A 20,614-nucleotide genomic window follows, 5' to 3' on the forward strand; every position below is an offset into this window, starting at 1 on the left:
CCTCCCTCATGGAATCTCTTGTCCCATCTCTTGGAAGAGCTGCTTTACTTGTGGACCGAGTTCTTTAACTACTGCTTCTGGGTCTTCACCTTTGAGGACAATTCTCTCAAAGGCGGTTCTGTAAGCGTTTGTGAACTGTCCTCCCTTTTCACCGAGGTTTGGAATCATTGCTACTACCGCATCTGGAGTTGCAGATTGAGCCGCAACACCTTCGGCGAGTATCTTGAGTGGTCCACTTGGGATAGCTCCCGTTGCTTCTTGGACTGTTGGGAAGAATCCAACGTTCTCAAGGATCTTTACTTGTGTTTCTGGCTTTGTGAGGTAATCAATTAACTTCCATGCTTCATCTGGGTGAGGAGCGTTCTTTGGAATTGCCAATCCGGCAACTACAAGGATGAATCCTCTTCCCTTTGGTCCCCTTGGAACTGGGACTACTACGAACTGATCTGGGTTGGTTTCTATTGCGTTCTTTATTCTTGCGGTGTGATCCCAGGCGATCATAACTTCCCCTCTAAGGAGTGGCTCACCCATAGCGTCCCATGTTGTACTTGCTGGGTTGACGTATTGCCAGAGCTCTCTAAGGTACTTCCACATTTCTACAGCCTCTGGGCTGTCGAAGTTCTTAGCCTGATAGCCGGTAAAGCTTGGGTAGATGTAACCGTGGAGGAATCTGTGCAAGAGACCCTTTGGTCCAGCTGGGAAGCCGAGCTGTGGTTGTCCTGTTGCATCTTTCAAGTTCTTGGCCCATTCGAGAAGAGCATCATATGTCCACTTCTCAGTTCCCTTCATAACATCCTCTTGTGTAAGTCCTGCTGGAAGGTAGTCAAAGGCTTTCTTGTTTACCACCATTACATAGGTGGCACTCATCCATGGGATGTAAACTTTCTTTCCGTTTATGGTTGCATATTTCTCAAAGGTGCTTATGAATGTTCTTCCTTCAAGTTTTCTTCCGCTTAGGTCTTCAAGCCATCCTTTGGAAGCAAAAAAGTCCAATCCACCGTGGAGATCAGCTATCAGATCGATGGTCACCTTACCTGCTTTTTCCTCCGCCTCAAGTCTTGTGGCTAGATCGGTATAGCTGATAGGTACAAAGTTTACATCAATTCCCGTTTGATCCTTAAACTCTTTAACTAATTGCTCCTGTACAAAAGCCCTCTCCTCTGGGGGGTTTAGCTGTGTTGAAAGCCATGTTACTGTGACTTTTTCGGTGGTTGTTTGAGTAGTTTGTGTTGTGGTTTGTTGCCCCCCAATGCACCCACTTACTATCGCTCCTAAAAGAACCAAAACCAAAACTCCTGCCAACCTTACCTTTCGGCTCATGGCCTATCACCTCTGAATTGCTCATCCTAATTTTGCTAACTCAAAATATATAAATTTTGTGATATAAACCACTTTTTGTAGTTGTATTTAAAATGTGAAAATGGAAACTCAGAGCTTGATAACTTTTCCAGTTTTTGAAGACTCATAAGCGGCTAGAATTATCCTTAGGTTCTTTTTGGCGATTTCTCCAGTTATTGGTGGCTCTTTGTCTTCTATTATCGATTCTAAGAATGAGTTCACGATGCCATTAACATCGGCTCTCTCCCAGTATATCTTTTCTGCTCTGTCTTGATACACGGTAAAGTCGGGATATGCAGTTCTGACGTCAAGGAATCCCTCCTTTCCGAGTATGTAGTACTTGATTTCCAGTCCATATGAGTATCCCTTCGGATTGCCCCATCCAGCGTTTAGAACTGCCACCACACCATTTTTGAATCTCAGCACTGCAGTGCCTATATCATCTACTGGAAATCCATATATTTTTGAACCAATGTCTGCGTAAACGCTCTTTGGTTCGCTGTTTGTAAGCCAGAGCAGAGAATCTATCCCATGTGGTGCAGTGTCCATGAACCCACCGCCGCCTGCTTTTTTAACGTCTAAGAACCAGCTCATGTCCAAGCCTTCAAGGAAGATTGGGGGTTTGACGTACTCCGAAATCGAATATATGTACTCCAGATCTCCTATCTCTCCGGCTTCTATCATTTCTTTTGCCTTTCTAAGGGGTGTTGTAAACCTTGGATTAAAGGGAACCATGAGTTTTACACCGGCTTTTTTAGCTGCTTTAATAATTTCATCGGCGTCTTCGAGAGTTAAAGCGATAGGCTTTTCTAAAAGTATGTGCTTCCCTTCTTCGGCAGCCCTTATGGCAACCTCTTTATGTCTATAGGTTTCAATCGCTATGTACACGGCATCTACCTTATTGTCTTTGAGGAGGGCTTCGTAGTTTTGGTAAAATTTTGCCTTCAGCTTTTCTGCCTCTGACTTAGCCACGTCTCTGTTTGCTCCATCACCAGATATTGCGTAGAGCCTTGCTTTTGGATTGGAGGCAAAAGTTGTTCCGTACCTAAGTGCGTGGGGGTGAGCGTAGCTGATTATTCCAACATTTATCATTCTATCACCCCCTTAAACTCCAATGGTTCTTCTCTCTTTGCTGATTCTATCGCCGTCTCTGCCATTTGGAGGGCTATTAGTGCGTCTTTTGCAGTTATCACGGGCTCTTCTTCTCCCATTATTACTCTGAAGAAATGTCTCAGTTCGGCTTCAAATGCCTCAGGGAACGCTGAGAGCAATGGTGAAAAGCGTGGCATTTCAAAGTGGCTCTTTACCACTCCAACAACAGGGGTGTCTAGGGGAGTGTATCTTATCCTTCCGTTCTTTCCTAGAACATCTAGGTGGTGGTAGAAGACACCATAACGGGCTGGATACGAATAAGCCCAGCTTACTTCTGCCAATCCTGTTTTACCACCTTCAAACTCTATCATCATCACAAAGTGGTCGTATGTTCCGTTAATTTTTGCCTCTTTTCTTATGGCTTTTCCGATTCCAAGGATTTTTACGGGTTCGCTTTCGAAATACCACCTGAGAAAATCTGTAACGTGAACGCCTAAGTCTATTGCAACTCCTCCCCCTTTATTTGGCTTCCAGTACCATGCAGTCTCTGGAAACGGCAGTCTTTGAACTTCCGCTTTTCTTATCTGCATCGGTACTATGTTTCTCTTTTTTATCACTTCCTTTATCTGCACCCATCTCTTGTCGAATCTTCTGGTATGGCCAACCAAAAGCCATAATCCTTCCTTTTCTGCGGTTTTTATCATCTTTTGAGCTTCTTCAGTTGTAAGAGCTATGGGTTTTTCTACAATCACATGTTTACCGCTTTTTAGGGCTTTTATGGCCAGTTCAGCGTGAGTGTAAGTGGGGGTTAGGATTTCAACAACGTCTAAATCCAAATCGAGGAACTCATCTAAATTTGTATACGGTTTTGCATTGAACTCCTTTGTAGCTTCTTTTGCCTTTTTCTCCTTTATATCCATGCAAGCAACGACTTTTATTTCTCTAATGTTTTTTAGGGCGTTTTTATGGGCTAAATTGAATATATTTCCGCATCCTATTATTCCAACCTTCAGCTTTCCCATGGGGAACCCTCATGGTTATTAAATACCAAAAGGTATTTAAGCATTTTTCATTTTAAACCACTATGAATGGTTGTATTTTGGTGATGGGCGATGAAAGTCATTGTAGGTATTCCAAGCTATAACAACGCTGATACAATTGGATACGTCGTTAGACAAGCCGCAGAAGGACTAAAGAGGTATTTTGGGGGAGGTTTAATTATCAATTCAGACGGTGGGAGTAAAGATGGTACAAGAGAAGTTGTCATGAAAACTCCAGTCCCTGAAGGAGTTGAAGTAAGGAGTTTGGTTTACAAATGGCCAATACCAGGAAAGGGCAGTGCCATGAAAGAGGTCTTAGAGATAGCAAGGGAAGAAGGAGCCGATGCAGTGGTGTTTGTCGATAGCGACCTAAGGAGCATAACTCCAGAGTGGATCTACAAATTTGCCAAGCCAATTGAAGAGGGCTATCACTTCGTTGCCCCACTGTATTTAAGGCACAAATATGACGGAACAATAACCAACAACATAGCGTACCCAATGACAGCCTCTCTCTACGGATACAACGTCAGACAGCCAATAGGAGGAGACTTTGGAATCAGCTCAGAGCTTATAGACACCTATCTTGCCGATGAAGAAATTTGGAAAAGCGATGTAGCAAGGTTTGGAGTGGACATATTTCTGACCACTACTGCAATAGCGGAAGGCTTTAAAGTTATCCAGACAGCGCTGGGAGTTAAAATTCACGATCCAAAGGATCCAGCAGCTTCTCTAGGCCCAATGTTCAACCAAGTCGTGGGAACTCTATTTATGCTGATGCAAAAGTATGAGGATAAATGGAAAAACGTTAGGGATATAAAACCGGTTCCGGTTTTCGGAGAGATGGAAGTTAGAGAACCAGAACCTGTCAAAGTCAGCTTAGACCTGTTAAAAGAAAGGGCAAGGAATCTTTTCGAGGAAAATAAGGAGATTTTGGAGAGGGCACTCTCAAAAGAAACGTTTGAGAAAGTTAAAGAGGCACTAAGAACGTTCGACTTCGATGACGTCCTATGGAGTCACGTTCTCTTTGATGGGGCAGTGGCATATAAAAACAGAATACTCAAAAATGCCGAACCTTTAGTGCCGCTATATTTTGCAAAAACCGCAGACTTCGTGGAAAAAACAAAGGACATGACAACAGAAGAGGCAGAAAAACTAGTTCTGAAAAGAGCGGAGACATTCTTAAAGGAGAAAGACTACCTTTTAGAGAGATGGTAAGAGCGCTTCCATCTTCTCATATATTTTGCTTTCTTTTAGGACTTTCTCGACCTTCCACTTTGGGGTTCTCATTATACTCATCTCGTAAAAGCCCTCAAGGTTTCCCCAAAACTTCTTGGCAGCTATTGCTAAATAAATAACCTCTTTTGGTTTCAATTTTCGCTTTAAGTCTATGCATAAAATGTTGATGGCTCTCTCCAGCTTTTTGAAAGTTTTGTCACCTTCTAAAATCGCCAGCATAAAGTCTTCAATCGTTGGCTTTTGCCACTCCACGCAGGGGCCGAGGTCTATCTTGCTCCCGATTAAGAGGGGAATGACTTCAGTTTTTCCAACTTTAAAACCTTTCTTTGTTTTGCTATACTTGAAGGATGAGAGTTTGCCTCTTATGGAATCCATCACAGCTTTTTTGCTTTCATCTATGTCAATTGCAATGCCTATTTTCCCAACATGAAATCCAAAGACTTCCATTGCTCTCAAGAAGTTCCCAAGATTTCTTATTACTCCGGCGTTCCCTTCACTGGGGATTATGGCAATGTATCCGTTGTTCTTTATTAGCTCGTAGTTGTCTCTTTCGAAAAGCTTTTCAATTAGCACTAAATTAGGAGGAACTTCTCTGGCCTCTTTAAAGCCAAAGATCTTCTTATAGCTTGCTTTAAAGAACTTTGAATCGGTCTTCCCTTCACAGAAGAGAACGCTCACTTTTTCTGTGTTTGTTATCTCCGCCCCTCTCAGATCAAAATCAAGGTATTTCCTCAGCTCATAAGCTTCTTTGAAGGTTAACCCTTTACCCGTGTTTGAGTAAATTAAGACATGTTCTTCCCCTTGAAATCTCTTCAGTATGAGATCAATAAGCTCCAAGCTTGCGGTTACAATCACTTCGTCGCCCTTTAGCTTATTAACGAATTCCCTAAGTTTTTCTCTGTTTTTTCCATACTCTGGGAATAAAATTTTTTCAAAATTTCTATCCGTTAGAGCTTCATCGTATCTGTCTCCAGTAACTATTATCATCTACTTCACCAGATCAACAGCTATAGCCCCTATAACTGCAAAAGTACTCACAATGATTGTGGCGCTGATGTATTGTCCCAATGAAAAGTTAGCGATATTGCCTATGCCGTACTGGACCACATCATCCCATCCAAGTTTATCGGGTTTGTTTTTCTTGTCTAACTCTTCTTGTATCTCATCTACTTGCTTAGAGAGTTTTGCCATATTTTCGTTTAGCTTTTTAAGTTCGCTTTCCATTTTTCACGCTCAGCCACTCTGGGGTCAATCATCTCTTCAGCATTGGATTCATTCATCATCGCACTATTTGAGTTATAAAAACTCATATAAAGCTTTTTATTTTTCTATGCCAAAAGTGTTTCTGGCGAGCTAGTATGGAAGAAGTCCTTCTCTTACTTATGGTGGGGCTTGGAGGTTTTATAGGTTCTTTGATGAGCGGAGGGAGTTTAATAACCTTATTTATCCTCACTCTCTTCAATATTCCCGCAAAAACCGCTGTTGGAACATTAAAGATGATTATTGCGGCATTAACACTTGTGTCTTCTCTCACATACCTTAAAGCAGGCATTTTAAATCTAAAGACAGCTTTAACTATTGTGCTCTTTTCTCTGCTTGGCTCCTACATTGGTAGTGTTTTCTTGCTGAGTATTTCTGAGGAGGCCGCAAATTTTGTAGTGATGGTGTTTCTTATAATAGGGACATATTTTACATTAAAAGCGCCACAAGGGGAGCCTATGCTTAGTGGAAAGCTGTCTCAATCAATTGTGGGCCTGGCAATTGGCATCTACATAGGTGTTTTGGGAATAGCATCTACCCTTGTGGTAATCTCTCTCCTGAGGATGTTCTTTAGGGTAGATATTTTGAGGGCAAACGCAATGGCAAAGGTAATTATCTTCTTCAACAACTTTGTTGCGTTCATAAACTATGCAAAAAACGGCAGTGTGGACTATTCTATTGGAATGCTTCTTATGTTGCCCGTCATTATTGGCTCATGGCTAGGTGCTAAGACTGCTCTTAAAATGGATCCCAAGTACCTCAAAGGGGTATTTGTTGGCATTTCTCTGCTGACCTTGGTTAATCTATTGAGAAATTTGGTAAGCTAGGCAAATCTTAATAAAATTCAAAGTTGAAAAGATATAGAGGTGACAAATATGAAGAAGACCGTGGGTTTTGTAATGGCGTTGTTGTTCTTTCTCTCTGGTGTAGGAGTAGCCAATGCCTACAGCTTTTCAATAGACTCAACAAATGCCGTTATCGTGCTTCCCACTACAAAGGTTGTGAACAATCAACCCCTTCATATAAACGAAGACGCAATTGCTGGAGCACGGCTTGGAGCATTCTTAGTCCTTAAGGGAATAAAACCGAGCTCATACTCCACATACGTTGAGGTTCCAGTGACGTACAGGAGTGTTATTATCCCAGATAACGATCAATATTATAAGTTGAGTGAAACCGACATGCCTGATGTGGGCCTAGTTCTCGGAGAAACCCCAGAGGGAGATAAAATCGTTATTGCAGTGAACTTTTCAAGAGTTCTCTACAATTCAACGTTAAAGAAGGCACAGTTCGGGGATAGAAGTGTAGAGATAATATTCAATGAGAACACGACACCACTAAGCCTTGGTGGGGAGAACTCAAAACTCGTATCAACGGTTGAAAACGGAAAGGACACCCTTTACATATATTCCCATGAAGAGAAAAGTGATTCGAAGTCTCTTGGGAGCACATTAACAGTAAATGGATGGAGGATTTACTTTGTTGATATTGACACTGAGCAGAAAAAGACCCTTGTAGAGATAACATACCCCAGTGGGCTGGAAAAGACTCAAACACTCTACAAAGAGAAGTATTACATTATGTATGTGGATTCCCAAGGTCAGGAGGACTTTGAGATCTACGATGCTTATCCCAGTGGAAGGATTGTGACCCTGCTGGAGGAAGGTGCTCAAAAAGTTCTTGTGTTTACTCCTTCGGACTTCTTCATAGGGATTGGCGGTACCAAGCAGGTTACTTATGAATATGAATATTATGAAAAAACCACAAAATACCAAGATGGGGATGTGTACAAAGGACAGTGGGTCTGGGATATCGATCCCTCAAACTATTTATTCACCCTCTATCTCCATGTTGACCCTGAAAACGGATTCCCAGTTGTAACCTTAGGAGATGGGGATGTATTGAACCTTCCTATGTTCGCCCTTAGCATCTCACCAGTATTTGAGAAGGATAACAATGGGGCTATAACGGGGATAACAGGCTACAGGTTTTTGAGGACAGTTACAGTCAAGAAGAAGATCACGGTAGAAACGACAAAAGCCGAGGTTGTAGGCGATGTTAACTCCCTCATAATAACCGATGAAGAGCTTTCAAGTCTTCCAAACGACAAACATGTGATAATAATTGGAGGATGGGTCAGCAACAAAGCTTGGAAGGTCTTAGAACAAAACTATGATTCAGCAACAATAGGGGGTCTCAAAAACGACATAATGAACAAGGGCCACGTAGTCGCTATTTTGAACAATCCAAACAATCCAAACTTCAAAGTTATAATCTTGGCAGGAAAAGACTACATACATACAAAGAAAGCTGTGGACGAATTTATGTCTAAAGCTTAGCCTTTTCCTTTACTTTTTGTAAGAACGCTTATTTTACCGAACTCTGATTGTAGCACGGATTAGAATGGCTCTTCTTATTTTAGCCGTTTAGGGCATCTCTGGAGTGTATTTAAGCTTTTCTGCTTCATTTCGATAAGCTTATAAACGCTATGATATATAATTCAACCATGCTTGGAAGCTACAACAGAGATGCAAAATTGTTAATAGCAGCCAATGCAGCAGGCCAGTTGTTCCTCCAGTTTTCCATATTCATAATGCCCTTTTACCTTAGGGCTTTAGGCTATGGGATGGATAAAATGGGAATTTTCTTTTCAATCCAGACTTTTGTTGGTGGACTTTTCTTTTTGATCGCTGGTCAGGTGTCTCTCAAGCTTGGCTACAAGAAAACTTTGATTCTCGGGGCATTTTTGGGATTGATGGGAAGAATACTCCAAGTTTTGGCACTCAACTTTTACGTTATTGCTCTGGGATTCTTTTTAATAGGGGCTAATATGGGAATAAGGCAGCCCAACTTTTACGCTTTGCTGAGTGAGGAAGTGGGAGAGAAGCAGAGGCATCATGCTTTTTCTATAAGCTTTGGAATTGGAACGATTTTAAATGCTCTGGGGGTCTTAATTGCCGGATTTGCTCCCGATTTCTTTGTGGAAACCTTTGGAATAACAAGCGAACTCGCATACAGGCTTGTTGTTTCCTTGGCAATTCTCCAGTTTGCCATTGTAATCCCGATCCTTTTGGTAATCAAAGACGTCCCAGTAAAGAATCCACGTATAAACTGGAGGAAGGAACTTGTTGTAAAGATCCTCAAGTTTTCACTTCCTTCGGCAATGATAGGTTTGGGAGCAGGAATAACGATTCCCTATATGAGCTTATACTTTAACCTTCGCTTTGGACAAACGTTAGCGGTTATAAGCGGAGTTTTCTTTGCCCAACAGCTGGTCATGGGCATAGGCTCTTTCATACTTCCAAAGCTCGTAGATAAAATCGGCCCTGTGAAGACTATTTCCCTCTTTCAGAGCATCGCTGCTTTTCTCTTTGGGATATTCCCATCGTTGGAACTCTTCCTCTTGGCAGCGTTTGTTTATATCATCCGCTCAATCCTTATGAACATTGTGTGGCCTATAAATGATGCCTTCATGATGGGATTTTTTACAACTGAGGAAAAGGCAACAGCTGCGGGGATTAGAAGGGCTTTTTCCACCTTCATGAGGGGATTGGGGAATTATATAGGAGGCATACTGTTTTCAATTTCCCTTAGCTATCCCTTCTATGCCACGGCAACCCTCTACGTGACAGCCACCCTGATATTCTACTTCTTCTTCGCTAGGTACAACAAAGTTTAAGCGTTTCGACAAGTTTATAAACGAGACAAATGACAAAAAAGCGATGTTCCAAAGCTACAGAGGATTCGGCAGAGATGCCAAGCTTGTTGTCGTTTATTCCTTCTTAGCCTGGTTAGGGGGTAATATCGCATGGTTTATTCTTCCGTTTTATTACTCCTCGCTTGGCATGAGTTTTTCTCAGATAGGAGTTGTCTTTTCAATCTCCACCCTAGTTCAAGCGGTAACCCTTCTGGGTTCGGGATATATCAGTGTTAAACTTGGATATAGAATAACTATCCTGGCTGCAGTGGGCATATTTTTTATTGCCAGGCTTTTTCAAGTGTTTATTCCAGAATTCTGGTCTTTTGCACTTGCATCTGTCTTGTTAGGAATAGGAATGGCACTTGAGGGACCGGCAGTGATGTCCCTCTTAAGTGAAGAAGCTAGCGATGAAAGGAGGCACTACCTCTTCAGCTTAAATGCCGCTTTGGGAACGATAGGCGCTGCATTGGGGATGTACTTGGGTGGTTTACTACCCAAGATGTTCGATGGTTCAAACCCATATAAAATGACGCTCTTGTTTGTTGCATTACTTGTTCCGATTCAAGGCTTCTTTATTTTTATGGTTTCTCCAGTTTTGAAGAGGGAGGAAAAGAAACTCAGGTTTGAAAGGGAGCTTGTGATCAAAATTGCAAAGTTTTCCCTCCCATCGGCTTTAATTGGCTTGGGGGCTGGGGTTACGATACCCTATATGGGGCTATGGTTCAACAAACGTTTTGGAACCAGCTTGGAGAGCATTGGTGGTCTTTTTGCCATTCAGCAGTTTGTGATGGGGATTGGAACATTCACTCTTCCCATGATTGCCGACAAAGTTGGGAGTGTTAAAACGATCGTAGGTTTCAATGGAAGTGCCACACTGTTGATACTCTTACTCCCCCTTTCTCCATCTTTCCCGATTGCAGCGGCGATTTATACAATCCGAACTATACTTATGAACATTGTCAATCCAATATGGGACTCATTTATGATGCGCTTTTTCACTAAAGAGGAAAGAGCGACTGCTGTAGCATTAAGAAATTTCTCATGGACGACCACCTTTGGCATAGGTCAGCTTATAGGTGGGAAAATTTTTGATTTATCCCTTGTAATGCCGTTTTTTGTAACTGGTATCTTGTACGGTCTCTCTATGATCGCTTTTTGGATGCTTTTCTCAAAAGAGGAATAAAAGAAAGAGTTATAAGCTTGCCTTAGTCTCATTGAATAGTCTACTTTTGTGAGAGGTGTGAGAGATGGCGGTGAAGGATTGTCCCGAGTGTCATGGAAGCGGGAAAGTAAAGAGTGGCGAGAAGGAATGTGAGGTGTGTAACGGTTGGGGTTATGTTCCGGCGGACTTTAAATTGGGAGACAAGCTTAAAGGCTACAGGAATTTGGATTATTTTGGAGTTGAAGAGGAGGTAGAAGAGATTCCTTGTCCAGAGTGCCACGAAAAAGGAGTTGTTCCTGTTTATGACACCTGTCCAACCTGTGGAGGAACTGGGAGAGTGTTAGCTTGTGACATTTGTGGAAAGATTAAGGAGCCTTGGGAACCTGGGATGGAGACCTCATGGGTGTGCCCAGAGTGTGAAAGGAAGTACAAGGTGGTTTACGTTCTTGACAAGACCTGTGACTACGAGGATGTAGAAATAGGCAAGATTTACAAGGGTGTTATCGAGAGGGTGGAGCGGTTTGGAGTATTCGTAAAGCTCAATCCTCATGTGACAGGATTAATAAAGAGGAAAGATCTTCTTGGAAAGAAGGAATACACCCCCGGGGAAGAGATTCTTGTTCAAGTATTAGACGTCAGACCTGAAAAGAAGGAAATAGACCTTATAGAATCTGCTTTGAGGCATTACAAGGAAGTAGTCGTTAGGAAAGAGCTTCCTGTTACGGATATTGGAGCATTAACCAAAGAAATGGCTGGAAAAACTGTAAGAATTAGGGGCAAGATAACCCAAATACAAGTTACCGGAGGTCCAACGGTCTTCACGATAACGGATGGTACAGGTATAACGTGGGCAGCCGCTTTTGAGGCACCGGGAGTTAGGGCTTATCCTAACATCGAAGTTGGGGATATGGTGGAAGTAATTGGGAAGGTTTCATTCCATGCGGGAGAGATTCAAATAGAAATAAGCGATATGTCCCGTCTATGGGGTCCAGATGCTGCGGAGGTTAAGAAGAAGATAGAGGAAGAGCTCAACAAGAGGGCACAGCCTGAGGATGTTGGTTTTCTTGTTGAGAGCGAAGTCCTAGAGAAGCTTAAACCAAAGATCATGAAAGCTGCGTTTATAATAAGGAAGGCAATATTTGAGGGAAGACCTATAATTGTGAGACACCACGCAGATACGGATGGCTACACAGCTGGTTTGGCTCTTGAATACGCTATAGTGCCACTATTGGAAGAGATTTCTCCAGATCCCCAGGCAAAATGGAAGTTCTTTAAGAGAAGGCCGAGCAGAGCTCCGTTTTATGAACTTGAGGATGTCCTTAAGGACATAATCTTTATGATAGAAGATCACGAGCGCTTTGGAGATCCGCTTCCGCTCCTTGTGATAGTCGATAACGGGGGCACAACCGAGGATATCCCCGCTTACAAGCGTATAAAAGCCTACGGGGTTCCAATAGTTGTTATTGACCACCACGATCCGAGAGACTTTATAAGCGAGGACAAGGCTGCGGTGGATGAATACGTAGACGTACACGTTAATCCTCACCTAGTAAAGAGGGGCTACTATGAGCTAACGGCGGGAATGCTTGCAACTGAAATAGCTCGCTTCATCTATCCACCGGTTGAGGACAAAATAAAGCACCTTCCGGCTATAGCTGGAACTGGGGATAGAAGCGACGCTCCGGAGTTCCAGCAATATCTCAAGATAGCCAAAGAAAGCAAAGGTCTTGAAGAAGAGGATTTGAAGAAAATAGCAGAGGTAATTGACCACGAAGCCTACTACTGGAAGTTCATGGATGGACATGGCATTATAGATGAGATCCTTCTCCTCACTGGCAACCTGCAGAGGCATAGGAAGCTAGTGGACTCAATCTACCCAGAGGTAAAGGCTAAGCAGGAGAAAGCCCTCAAGGCATCTCTGCCTCATGTTAAGAGCATTGTATTGCCAAATGGAATAAGATTCAACACTATCGATGTAGAGCTATATGCTCCAAAGTTTGAGTATCCGTCTCCGGGAAAGCTCAGCGGGCTGATCCATGATTACTTCAAGGAGCAGTATGGAGAAGATTCTCCAATTCTAACCCTCGCTTACGGTCCAGATTTTGCGGTTGTTAGGGCAAGCGATGGAATGCAGGCGTACAACTTTGATCTCAACGAGATAATAAAAGTACTTCAAGAAAAGCTCCCTGATGCTGGGATTGAGGGCGGCGGCCACAGCTTTGCAGGTTCAATAAAATTCTTCGAGGGCAAGAGAAAGGAAGTTCTTGAGGAGTTTGCAAAGCAAGTTGTGAAGCTGAAGAGAAGTTAAACCTTTTATACCCACACTCCAATTTTTATTTGGTGGTAACCATGTACATGGCGGAGTTCAAACTTAGGTATGGGGAAATGAAATGGTACGTAAGGAGAATCGTTGAGGCTGATTCTTTTGAAAAAGCAAAAGAACTTGCGGAGCGCTATGTTAAAGCCATAAACAAAGGGGAAGTCATTTGGGAGCTTAATGACATCTATGAAGTTGAGAAGCCTCTCACGATAACTGAAGAAATGATAGAAAAGCTCGAAAAAGCTTAACCCTCTATTTCATCGGCGTAGTTTGTGTGGAGTATTTTTCTTACTTCTTCAACGTTTTTTGTATGTCCTAGAGCCCACATGAGCTTTGTTACTGTTGTTTCTTTTGTCATGTCCTTTGCTGGAATAATTCCCGCCTCAAGGGCTTTTCTCCCAACTTCATATTTGTTCAGATCAACCCCATCGTAAAGGGCTTGTGTGGTCATAACTACTGGGATTTTGGGGGTAATTTTCCTTATCTTGCTTAGGATGTCTCTTTTTCTATAAGGAATTCCCCCAGCCCCGTAACCTTCGAGCACTATGCCTCTGTATCCAGCTTTTACGAGGGCATCTATTGCGTCTCCATCTAATCCCGGAGTGAGTCTAATAAAGACCACCCTTGGGTCGTATTTTGTATCAAGCACGGGTTCTCCTTTTGGTTTGAATCTCTTTTGGGGAAGGTTGTAAATAACTTCTTCTCCCTTTACATAGGCCACATCCGGATAGTTTATGCTCATAAAGGCATTTAAGCCCAAGGCTCTTATTTTGGAAGTTCTACAGCCGAGCATTATTTTATCCATAAAAGCCACAAAAATTCCCGAAATATTCTCCATTGCGAATCTTATAGCGGCTTTCAGATTTCTTGGGGCGTCGCTTTCTTCCTCAGTAACTGGACGCATTGAACCGGTTAAAACCACGGGTTTGTTAACGCCTCTAATCATAAAGGTCAGCATGGAGGCGGTGTAGGCTAGAGTATCAGTTCCGTGTGTTATTACTATCCCATCGTAATCTTCCAGTGCTCTGTATACTTCTTTTGCTATTCTCTCCCAATCTTCGGGCTGAATAAGGGTGCTGTCGATATTTAAAATGTCCCTCGTCTCTATCTCATAACCATCTTTCAGCTTTATGCCGGCTTTTTCAAGAATCTCGTCTATGGTAAGGATGCTTTTAAATCCAGTATTGGTTTTTGCGCTCGCTATGGTTCCCCCTGTCCCGATGATCAGAATTCTCTTCATATTCTCAGCCCCTCTGTGCTCTAACTTTCTTTTCTCGCTATAGCTTTTTAGTCTTTCTGACAAAAAATCATGTGTTATCACCTTGAATATTGACATATATTCAACAAAATATGAAAAATAAAAGAAAATTGACAAGGTTCAGTCTTTGACGAAGAGGGCCATGAGAAGCATTGCTATGAGATTTACTGTAGCACCGTAGATAAAGCCCACCTTTAGGGAGTACGCCTGCCATAGATAGCCAACTATTAGGGAGGCAGGAAAAACAAAAATCCCAAAGACGGTGTGGTATGCCCCTATTACTGTTCCCTTCTCAAATTCCCCTGCCAGATCTGCCATATAGGCCCTTGGAATTGTGTCCTCAATTGCCATATAAACCCCATAGAATACAAAAGCAAGAAGAAGCATTGGCAAATTTATGGAATATGCAAAAAGAAGTGATGCTAATGCTGCAACTCCAAATCCTAATGTTATAACGGCTTTTTTGCTGAGCTTATCTGAGTAATAGCCTATAGGGTATGCTGATAGGGCATAGATTGCATTAAACACAGCATAGAATCCCAGTCCTTGGATAACGCTGTACCCTAGTTCTTTAGCTTTCCATAAGGTAAAGGCATAGCTGTATCTTCCAAGGGCAGCTAAGGCAACAATCACTAGGAACAGCCTGAGGTTTTTGCTCTTTAGGGCTGATATCCCTTTTATTTTCTTTTTAACTTCTTCTCCTTTATCTTTGACTAGAAACAGCACAAGGAGAACTCCCACAATACCCGGCACTGCTGAAAGCAGGAATACATAGCGATACGCCGTCTTTATAGGGTAGTTTCTTAAAAACGCTAATAGCCCTATAGCAACTAAAGGGCCAGCGACTGCCCCTAGAGTGTCCATCATTCTGTGAAAACCAAAAGATTTGCCGCTCTTTCCTTTTTCACTAGATTCCGCTATTAGAGCATCTCTGGGAGCTGTTCTTATGCCTTTTCCAACCCTATCCAAAACTCTGAGAGTTAAAAAATCCCACCATGAGCGTGTAAAAGCTAAAGCTCCTTTTGAAATCGTTGAGAGTAAATAACCTAGGGCGACAAAGATTTTTCTCTTTCTGAATACATCGCTTACATAACCAAACAGAACCTTAAAAAGGGAACTTAGGCTCTCTATAAGCCCCATAATCGAACCGCTTGCCGCTTTTCCAACTCCCAATACATCGGTCAGGTAAGTAGGCACTATCGGTGCTATCATCTCACTGCTCATATCGTTGAGAAAGCTGACAATTCCGAGGAGAAAAACATTCCAGCTTATTCCAAAGATTTTTCTTTCTTTCATTTTTCATCACCTAAAATTTCCCTGCAGAGCTCTCTAACTTTCTTTTTTCCCTCTTCTAATACTTTAATCCCTTCTTGGGTTATTTCATAGAGCCTTACCCTTCTTCCATTCTCAACCTCCCATCTGCTCTTAAGAAGGCCCATTTTTTCCATTTTTTGGAGCAAAGGATAAAGCGTTCCCGGACTTACCTTATAACCATGGGATTCAAGTTCTTTCATCATGAAAACTCCGGTTATTGGTTCTTTGCTTGCATGGTGGAGTATATGCAGTCCCATAAAGCCGAGAATAATGCGCCGCATCATATCGAGCACCGATATCGAATTTCGATATTAAATATAAAAATGTTTTGGAAAACTAAGCTTTTTGAGGAGTCCATCTATAATAAGGGTTGAAAAGAAAAGGGCTCATTCAAGAACGTGCTTCTCTAGGACATAACAGTAAAATGTCCCCTCTAACACTTTTTCCTCGTTTTGGTTGAAGACTTCAACGGAGACAAGCTTTTTCTTTCCTTGATCTTCAATTACCTTTGCTTTGGCTACAAGTTCATCCCCAACTTTTACGGGTTTTGTGAACCTCACTTCTGCTTTGCCCAATACTACAGTGGGTTCATTAACAGCAAGCATCGCTGCATAATCAGCTAAACCGAATGTAAAGCCACCATGAACTAGGCCGTATTCATCAACTTTCATCTCCTCTCTTGTTTTGAGTTTCACCTCTGCATAGCCCTTTTCGATTTTTACGGGCTCTCCAACAAACTCTTTTGAAGTTAAGAGGTGTGTCCTTTGCTCCATTATCATCACCAAGGTACACTTGCCTTCACCGAAATATAAACCTTTACATTCTTGAAAAACTTTTTAAATTTTTAGGGTTTTTATTATCTGAGGTGGAAAAAGTGGTGTACCTTGAACACGGTCCGGAATATGGTGCTTATCTCCTTACGATGGCCTTTTATTATGTTGGTGGACTTGCGATAATACTTTACGGAGCATATCTGAACAGAAATTATCTATTGAAGAAAGAATTTAAGCTTGCCAGGATAAGGGGTGGTATCTGGCCGTTTTTTAAGAGGTTTCTTCCGTGGCTCTTAATAGGCCTTTTAATTTGGTCGGTTTCTGCATTCAAAGCGATTGATTATTATCTATCCCTCTATTCCTTCACAATGACCGGGAGCCACTTAACTGCGAGTGGCGTTTTTGAGGATATGAGGAACGATGAGTTTTACAAATTCGATGTGGATGGAATTAAGAAACTTGGAACGCCATCTATAGGCTTTTTAAAGGGGTATAAACTTTTGGATTCAAAGAGAGAGGGTTTTATAGTTAAAAGGATTGACCAAGTGGTAGTAGCTCAAGGATATCCGCTTCTGCCTGTTGTAAAGCTTTATATATACGAAGTGGACGGAAAATCCGTGAAAGCCCTTAAAACAGCTTATTTTGTGTATCCTCAATCTCCAGGGGGGAGGCTTTCGGAACTCTTTGACTTCCCGTTTGAGATGTTTTTCTGGGGTGGAGGAGGAGTAGGGCCTTAATCTGGCAAACGTTTTTATTTTTTGAGTTCCTATTTATTCTTGGTGGAATTTGTGGAGGCTTTGAAGTATGCGATCCTCTATAAAGGCTCGAATGAATTTTCAAAGCCTGAGTTAATAGGAACTATCGTACTTAAGCTGCGACTTATGGATTACAGCGAGGCTAAAACCTTGGTTGAGGAAGCCATAAATAGAGGTATTATAGAGCAAAAAGGGGAAAAGCTCATAATTAAGGAAGACGTCCTTAAAGAAGAGGAGAAGAGAGAAGATGTTTTTGGTGAGATGATAGACTACATTGCCAAAAAGCTTGGGTGGAGTCATCTAGAAGTCCTTGAGGACTTAGAGAAGTTTTCTGAAAGGTATGGGGATTTGGATAAGAAAATAATTGCCTACCTCTATGGGTTGGACAAGGGGATAGATATGTCAAAGTTTAAGGATAAACTGGAGGTGTGAGAATGGAAGCGTTGATAATAGTTGATATGCAGAGGGATTTCATGCCTGGGGGAGCCCTTCCGGTTCCAGAGGGAGACAAAATAATCCCAAAGATCGAAGAGCTTATTGAGAAGTTCAAGAAGAGAGGGGCCCTGATTGTCGCAACAAGGGACTGGCATCCGCCAAACCACATAAGCTTCAAGGAGCAAGGAGGACCGTGGCCGAGCCACTGTGTTCAAAACACCAAAGGGGCAGAGATAGTGGTTAATCTCCCTAAAGATGCAATAATCATTTCAAAGGCAGACAAACCAGACAAGGAAGCATATTCCGGTTTTGAGGGGACAGAACTTGCCGAAGTTCTAAAAGAGAAGGGAGTCAAAAAGGTCTACATCTGTGGAGTTGCTACAGAATACTGCGTTAGAGCAACTGCCTTGGATGCTCTAAAGCATGGCTTTGAGGTTTATCTCATAAGGGATGCCGTTAAGGGAATAAAGCCCGAAGACGAGGAAAAAGCCCTCAAGGAGCTGGAAGAAAAAGGAGTAAAAATCATCAGCTCTGTTGAGCTTTGATATACTTCTAATGCCATATGTATGTTGAGGGATGTATATGGGAAAGATGACTATAGTTATCGATGATGAGCTTGAGAGAGAATTTCGGATGGCTGTTGCAAGGAGGTACGGGGTTAGAAAGGGTGCACTTGGGATAGCGGTAAGCGAAGCCATAAAAATGTGGATTAAAAAAGTCAAAGAAACCGGTGAAGAAGAGTGAAAAGGAGCGTAACGGTCAAACTCCAGCCTTCAAAAGAGCAGGAAAAGATTTTGTTCGAGTTAGCTCAAGCCACAGCAACAGTCTGAATAGGATCAACTACGAACGCTTGAAACAGTTTAAAGAATTTGGTAAAATAGACTTTCTAGGGACTCAACAAGAAGCCTACTACACTTTCAAAGACTGGATTGGTGGCTCAACGGTTCAAACCTTGGCCAGAAAAAACGCCGAAGCCTGGAGGAGCTTCTTCCAACTCAACAAGAAGAAAAAGGCTGGAGAACTTCCCGGGTGGTTCAAGCCAAAACCTCCAAAATTCGTCAAGGAGGATAACGGCAGAAGACTTTTCATAATTCCACTCAGGAACGACCAGTATCGGATTGATGGGAACCTTATCGAGCTGAGGAGGCTCGGAAAATTTGGTAGGCTGAGAATCCAGTTCAAGGGCAGAATACACTTGAAGGGGAAGCAGGGAAGACTGGAGATAATTTATGACGACGTGAAGAGAAAGTGGTACGCTCACATTTCATTCACAGTAGAGGAAAGGCTGAATGACAAAGAGTGGGTTAAAATTCCAAGAGAGCCGAAAGGAAATCTCTCAGCGGGGATTGATTTAGGAGTAAACAACTTGATTGCTGTTTATGTGGAGAATGGTGAGAGTTTTCTCGTTAATGGAAGACCGCTAAAAAGCATTGCCTTCTACTGGCAGAAGAGGATTGCTGATTACCAGTCCAAACTCAATAAGAGTGGAGTGAAGAAGAGCAGGAAACTCAAGAAAATGCACGAGAAGGCAAAACTCCAATCGAGGCATTACATTAATACTGCCGTGAGACAAACTGTCGAGAGGCTTTACCAATTAGGCGTTAGCAAAATCGTGGTTGGCCATCCAAAGGAAATCACAAGGAACTCTAACAAGGGTAAAAAGCAGAACTTCCTGCTTTCTCACGTGTGGCGTTTTAACTACCTTATTAAACGCTTAAAAGAAGTTGCCAAGGAGTATGGTATTGAGGTTATAATCACAGATGAGGCTTTCACTTCAAAAACTTGCCCTCTCTGTGGCCAGCAACACTCAAACAGGAGGATCTTTAGAGGTTTGTTTAAGTGCCACAGAGGGGGCGTTGTAATGAATGCTGACCTCGTTGGAACCCTCGCCCTTCACGACGGGGAGGAGGTCAGTCTTTTCCACTCTTTTAGCAACGCAGAGACCAGGTTAAGCACTATTGGCCCGATTATAAGTCCCTTAACTCCAAAAGCCCACACTCCTCCAATCATACCCACGAGCACCATTATCTCATCGAGCTTAGCCTCTTTTGCGACAAGCTTTGGCCTTATTGTGAAATCCGGTGTGGGAGAGACGAGCAGGGCTCCATAAACCGATATTGCGATTGCCTTTAGCACAATTCCCTGTTTGAGCAAATAGATAGCTGCAGCAAGCCATATCATCCATCCTTCAAAGAGCGGAATGAAGCTGAAGAGTATCGTTAAAAGCCCAGCTAGCAGGGCGGTTGGAAAGTCTGTAATGCCAAAGCCCACAAATCCAAGGGTCATTATGATTCCCTTGGCGATGTTTAGGAGAAGCCACGCCCTGATGAGGGCTTGAAGTGTAACATCCGCTCTTTTTAAGAGCTTTTCTGCCAAGTGCTCGTGTCCTTCTGGAATTAAGGCATGTATCTGCTTCTTTATCTCTTCAGAGTTTACGAGGAAAGCGTAGAACGTTGCCAAGAAAACTACAAGCTGGAGGAGATATTTTGGGATTGAAAAGGCGTAACTCTGGACATATTCTGTTAATTTTGGAGTAAGCTGTGCATAAAGCTTTTGGAGAATGTCGTGCATTCCAAACGGGAGTTCAAGTTCCAGGCTCCACGAAACAAAGGTCATTATGTCCTCGTAAAAAGACATGATAAGATTCTTTATAATTAGGACAAGCTCGGCTGTTATCAAGGCGGAGATTCCAATAACGAATGCTGTTAGCAGCAAAGCGGAGTTCTTTGGTGTTGTCTTCTGTATAAAACGCTTGTGGATGGGCAGCATAGCATAGGCCAAAACTCCAGCGAAGAATATTGCTGAGAGCAGAGGAGCTATCGTCTTCCATGCGAGGTAGAGGATTATAAGGGCAAGGGCTCCCCATATAACTTCTTCTGTATTCATACGATTTCCCTTTAATTAGATTGGGCGGAGGGGATATATTAGGTT

General features: G+C 42.5%; 21 protein-coding genes and 1 pseudogene. 12 read left to right on the plus strand and 10 right to left on the minus strand.

Annotated features, from left to right (window positions below; genetic code table 11):
* Positions 1-6: 6 nt before the first annotated feature.
* The 3 genes from ACZ5NL_RS07885 to ACZ5NL_RS07895 all read right to left on the minus strand — a co-directional run bounded on the left by ACZ5NL_RS07885 (position 7) and on the right by ACZ5NL_RS07895 (position 3,452).
* On the minus strand, positions 7-1,320 hold the full coding sequence (locus tag ACZ5NL_RS07885; RefSeq protein ID WP_464841749.1) for an ABC transporter substrate-binding protein: 1,314 nt from the start codon (positions 1,318-1,320) through the stop codon (positions 7-9).
* 108 nt (positions 1,321-1,428) lie between these two features.
* Positions 1,429-2,430: a Gfo/Idh/MocA family protein gene (locus tag ACZ5NL_RS07890; RefSeq protein WP_464841750.1), complete on the minus strand. Its 1,002-nt coding sequence runs from the start codon at positions 2,428-2,430 to the stop codon at positions 1,429-1,431.
* Positions 2,427-3,452 (minus strand): Gfo/Idh/MocA family protein, encoded by a 1,026-nt coding sequence (locus ACZ5NL_RS07895; RefSeq protein ID WP_464841752.1) that lies wholly within the window; start codon positions 3,450-3,452, stop codon positions 2,427-2,429. The genes ACZ5NL_RS07890 and ACZ5NL_RS07895 overlap by 4 nt, the downstream gene beginning before the upstream one ends.
* Before the next feature lie 90 nt (positions 3,453-3,542).
* Here ACZ5NL_RS07895 and ACZ5NL_RS07900 point away from each other — a divergent pair, with 90 nt between their 5' ends.
* Entirely contained in the window at positions 3,543-4,685 is a 1,143-nt protein-coding gene (locus ACZ5NL_RS07900; protein ID WP_464841753.1) for a glycosyltransferase, read from the plus strand.
* Here ACZ5NL_RS07900 and ACZ5NL_RS07905 read toward each other — a convergent pair.
* Complete coding sequence (locus ACZ5NL_RS07905; RefSeq protein ID WP_464841755.1) at positions 4,671-5,693, minus strand: DUF3226 domain-containing protein; 1,023 nt, start codon at positions 5,691-5,693, stop codon at positions 4,671-4,673. The genes ACZ5NL_RS07900 and ACZ5NL_RS07905 overlap by 15 nt on opposite strands.
* A complete protein-coding gene (locus ACZ5NL_RS07910; RefSeq protein WP_464841756.1) occupies positions 5,694-5,930 on the minus strand; it encodes a hypothetical protein in 237 nt (78 codons plus the stop codon).
* Between the two features lie 134 nt (positions 5,931-6,064).
* Here ACZ5NL_RS07910 and ACZ5NL_RS07915 point away from each other — a divergent pair, with 134 nt between their 5' ends.
* From ACZ5NL_RS07915 to ACZ5NL_RS07940, 6 genes are all read left to right on the plus strand, one after another.
* Positions 6,065-6,793, plus strand: a complete 729-nt coding sequence (locus tag ACZ5NL_RS07915; protein ID WP_464841757.1) for a sulfite exporter TauE/SafE family protein — start codon at positions 6,065-6,067, stop codon at positions 6,791-6,793.
* 48 nt (positions 6,794-6,841) lie between these two features.
* Positions 6,842-8,305, plus strand: coding sequence for an S-layer protein (locus ACZ5NL_RS07920; RefSeq protein WP_464841758.1), 1,464 nt, complete (start codon positions 6,842-6,844; stop codon positions 8,303-8,305).
* 167 nt (positions 8,306-8,472) lie between these two features.
* Positions 8,473-9,645, plus strand: a complete 1,173-nt coding sequence (locus tag ACZ5NL_RS07925; RefSeq protein WP_087037108.1) for an MFS transporter — start codon at positions 8,473-8,475, stop codon at positions 9,643-9,645.
* Between the two features lie 43 nt (positions 9,646-9,688).
* Positions 9,689-10,849: an MFS transporter gene (locus ACZ5NL_RS07930; RefSeq protein WP_464841759.1), complete on the plus strand. Its 1,161-nt coding sequence runs from the start codon at positions 9,689-9,691 to the stop codon at positions 10,847-10,849.
* 64 nt (positions 10,850-10,913) lie between these two features.
* Positions 10,914-13,136, plus strand: a complete 2,223-nt coding sequence (locus ACZ5NL_RS07935) for an OB-fold nucleic acid binding domain-containing protein (protein WP_464841760.1) — start codon at positions 10,914-10,916, stop codon at positions 13,134-13,136.
* Between the two features lie 41 nt (positions 13,137-13,177).
* The gene (locus ACZ5NL_RS07940) at positions 13,178-13,396 is read left to right on the plus strand and encodes a hypothetical protein (RefSeq protein ID WP_464841761.1); all 219 of its coding nucleotides are present in this window, start codon (positions 13,178-13,180) and stop codon (positions 13,394-13,396) included.
* On the opposite strand, the gene ACZ5NL_RS07945 is transcribed toward ACZ5NL_RS07940, so the two are convergent.
* The 4 genes from ACZ5NL_RS07945 to ACZ5NL_RS07960 form a co-directional block, all read right to left on the minus strand.
* Positions 13,393-14,388, minus strand: a complete 996-nt coding sequence (locus ACZ5NL_RS07945; RefSeq protein ID WP_464841762.1) for an asparaginase — start codon at positions 14,386-14,388, stop codon at positions 13,393-13,395. The genes ACZ5NL_RS07940 and ACZ5NL_RS07945 overlap by 4 nt on opposite strands.
* A 138-nt stretch (positions 14,389-14,526) precedes the next feature.
* On the minus strand, positions 14,527-15,702 hold the full coding sequence (locus ACZ5NL_RS07950) for an MFS transporter (RefSeq protein WP_464841763.1): 1,176 nt from the start codon (positions 15,700-15,702) through the stop codon (positions 14,527-14,529).
* A complete protein-coding gene (locus ACZ5NL_RS07955; protein ID WP_464843405.1) occupies positions 15,699-16,004 on the minus strand; it encodes a PadR family transcriptional regulator in 306 nt (101 codons plus the stop codon). Before ACZ5NL_RS07955 ends, ACZ5NL_RS07950 begins: the two co-directional genes overlap by 4 nt.
* A 102-nt stretch (positions 16,005-16,106) precedes the next feature.
* Positions 16,107-16,493, minus strand: a complete 387-nt coding sequence (locus ACZ5NL_RS07960; protein WP_464843407.1) for a PaaI family thioesterase — start codon at positions 16,491-16,493, stop codon at positions 16,107-16,109.
* Positions 16,494-16,585: 92 nt separating this feature from the next.
* Here ACZ5NL_RS07960 and ACZ5NL_RS07965 point away from each other — a divergent pair, with 92 nt between their 5' ends.
* The 5 genes and pseudogenes from ACZ5NL_RS07965 to ACZ5NL_RS07985 all read left to right on the plus strand — a co-directional run.
* Complete coding sequence (locus ACZ5NL_RS07965; protein WP_464841764.1) at positions 16,586-17,230, plus strand: hypothetical protein; 645 nt, start codon at positions 16,586-16,588, stop codon at positions 17,228-17,230.
* A 51-nt stretch (positions 17,231-17,281) separates the two neighbouring features.
* Positions 17,282-17,680, plus strand: a complete 399-nt coding sequence (locus tag ACZ5NL_RS07970; RefSeq protein ID WP_464843409.1) for a DUF2240 family protein — start codon at positions 17,282-17,284, stop codon at positions 17,678-17,680.
* Between the two features lie 2 nt (positions 17,681-17,682).
* The gene (locus tag ACZ5NL_RS07975; protein WP_464841765.1) at positions 17,683-18,228 is read left to right on the plus strand and encodes a nicotinamidase; all 546 of its coding nucleotides are present in this window, start codon (positions 17,683-17,685) and stop codon (positions 18,226-18,228) included.
* A 37-nt stretch (positions 18,229-18,265) separates the two neighbouring features.
* Positions 18,266-18,427, plus strand: a complete 162-nt coding sequence (locus ACZ5NL_RS07980; protein WP_464841766.1) for a hypothetical protein — start codon at positions 18,266-18,268, stop codon at positions 18,425-18,427.
* Positions 18,424-19,565 (plus strand): annotated as a pseudogene (locus tag ACZ5NL_RS07985) (RNA-guided endonuclease InsQ/TnpB family protein); the annotation flags it as partial. The gene ACZ5NL_RS07980 and the pseudogene ACZ5NL_RS07985, both read left to right, overlap by 4 nt.
* Positions 19,566-19,576: 11 nt before the next feature.
* Here ACZ5NL_RS07985 and ACZ5NL_RS07990 read toward each other — a convergent pair.
* Positions 19,577-20,569 carry an AI-2E family transporter gene (locus tag ACZ5NL_RS07990; protein WP_464841767.1) on the minus strand — a complete coding sequence of 331 codons (993 nt, stop codon included), beginning with the start codon at positions 20,567-20,569 and terminating at the stop codon, positions 19,577-19,579.
* Positions 20,570-20,614: the final 45 nt, after the last annotated feature.

It is taken from the genome of Thermococcus aegaeus (assembly GCF_055393685.1).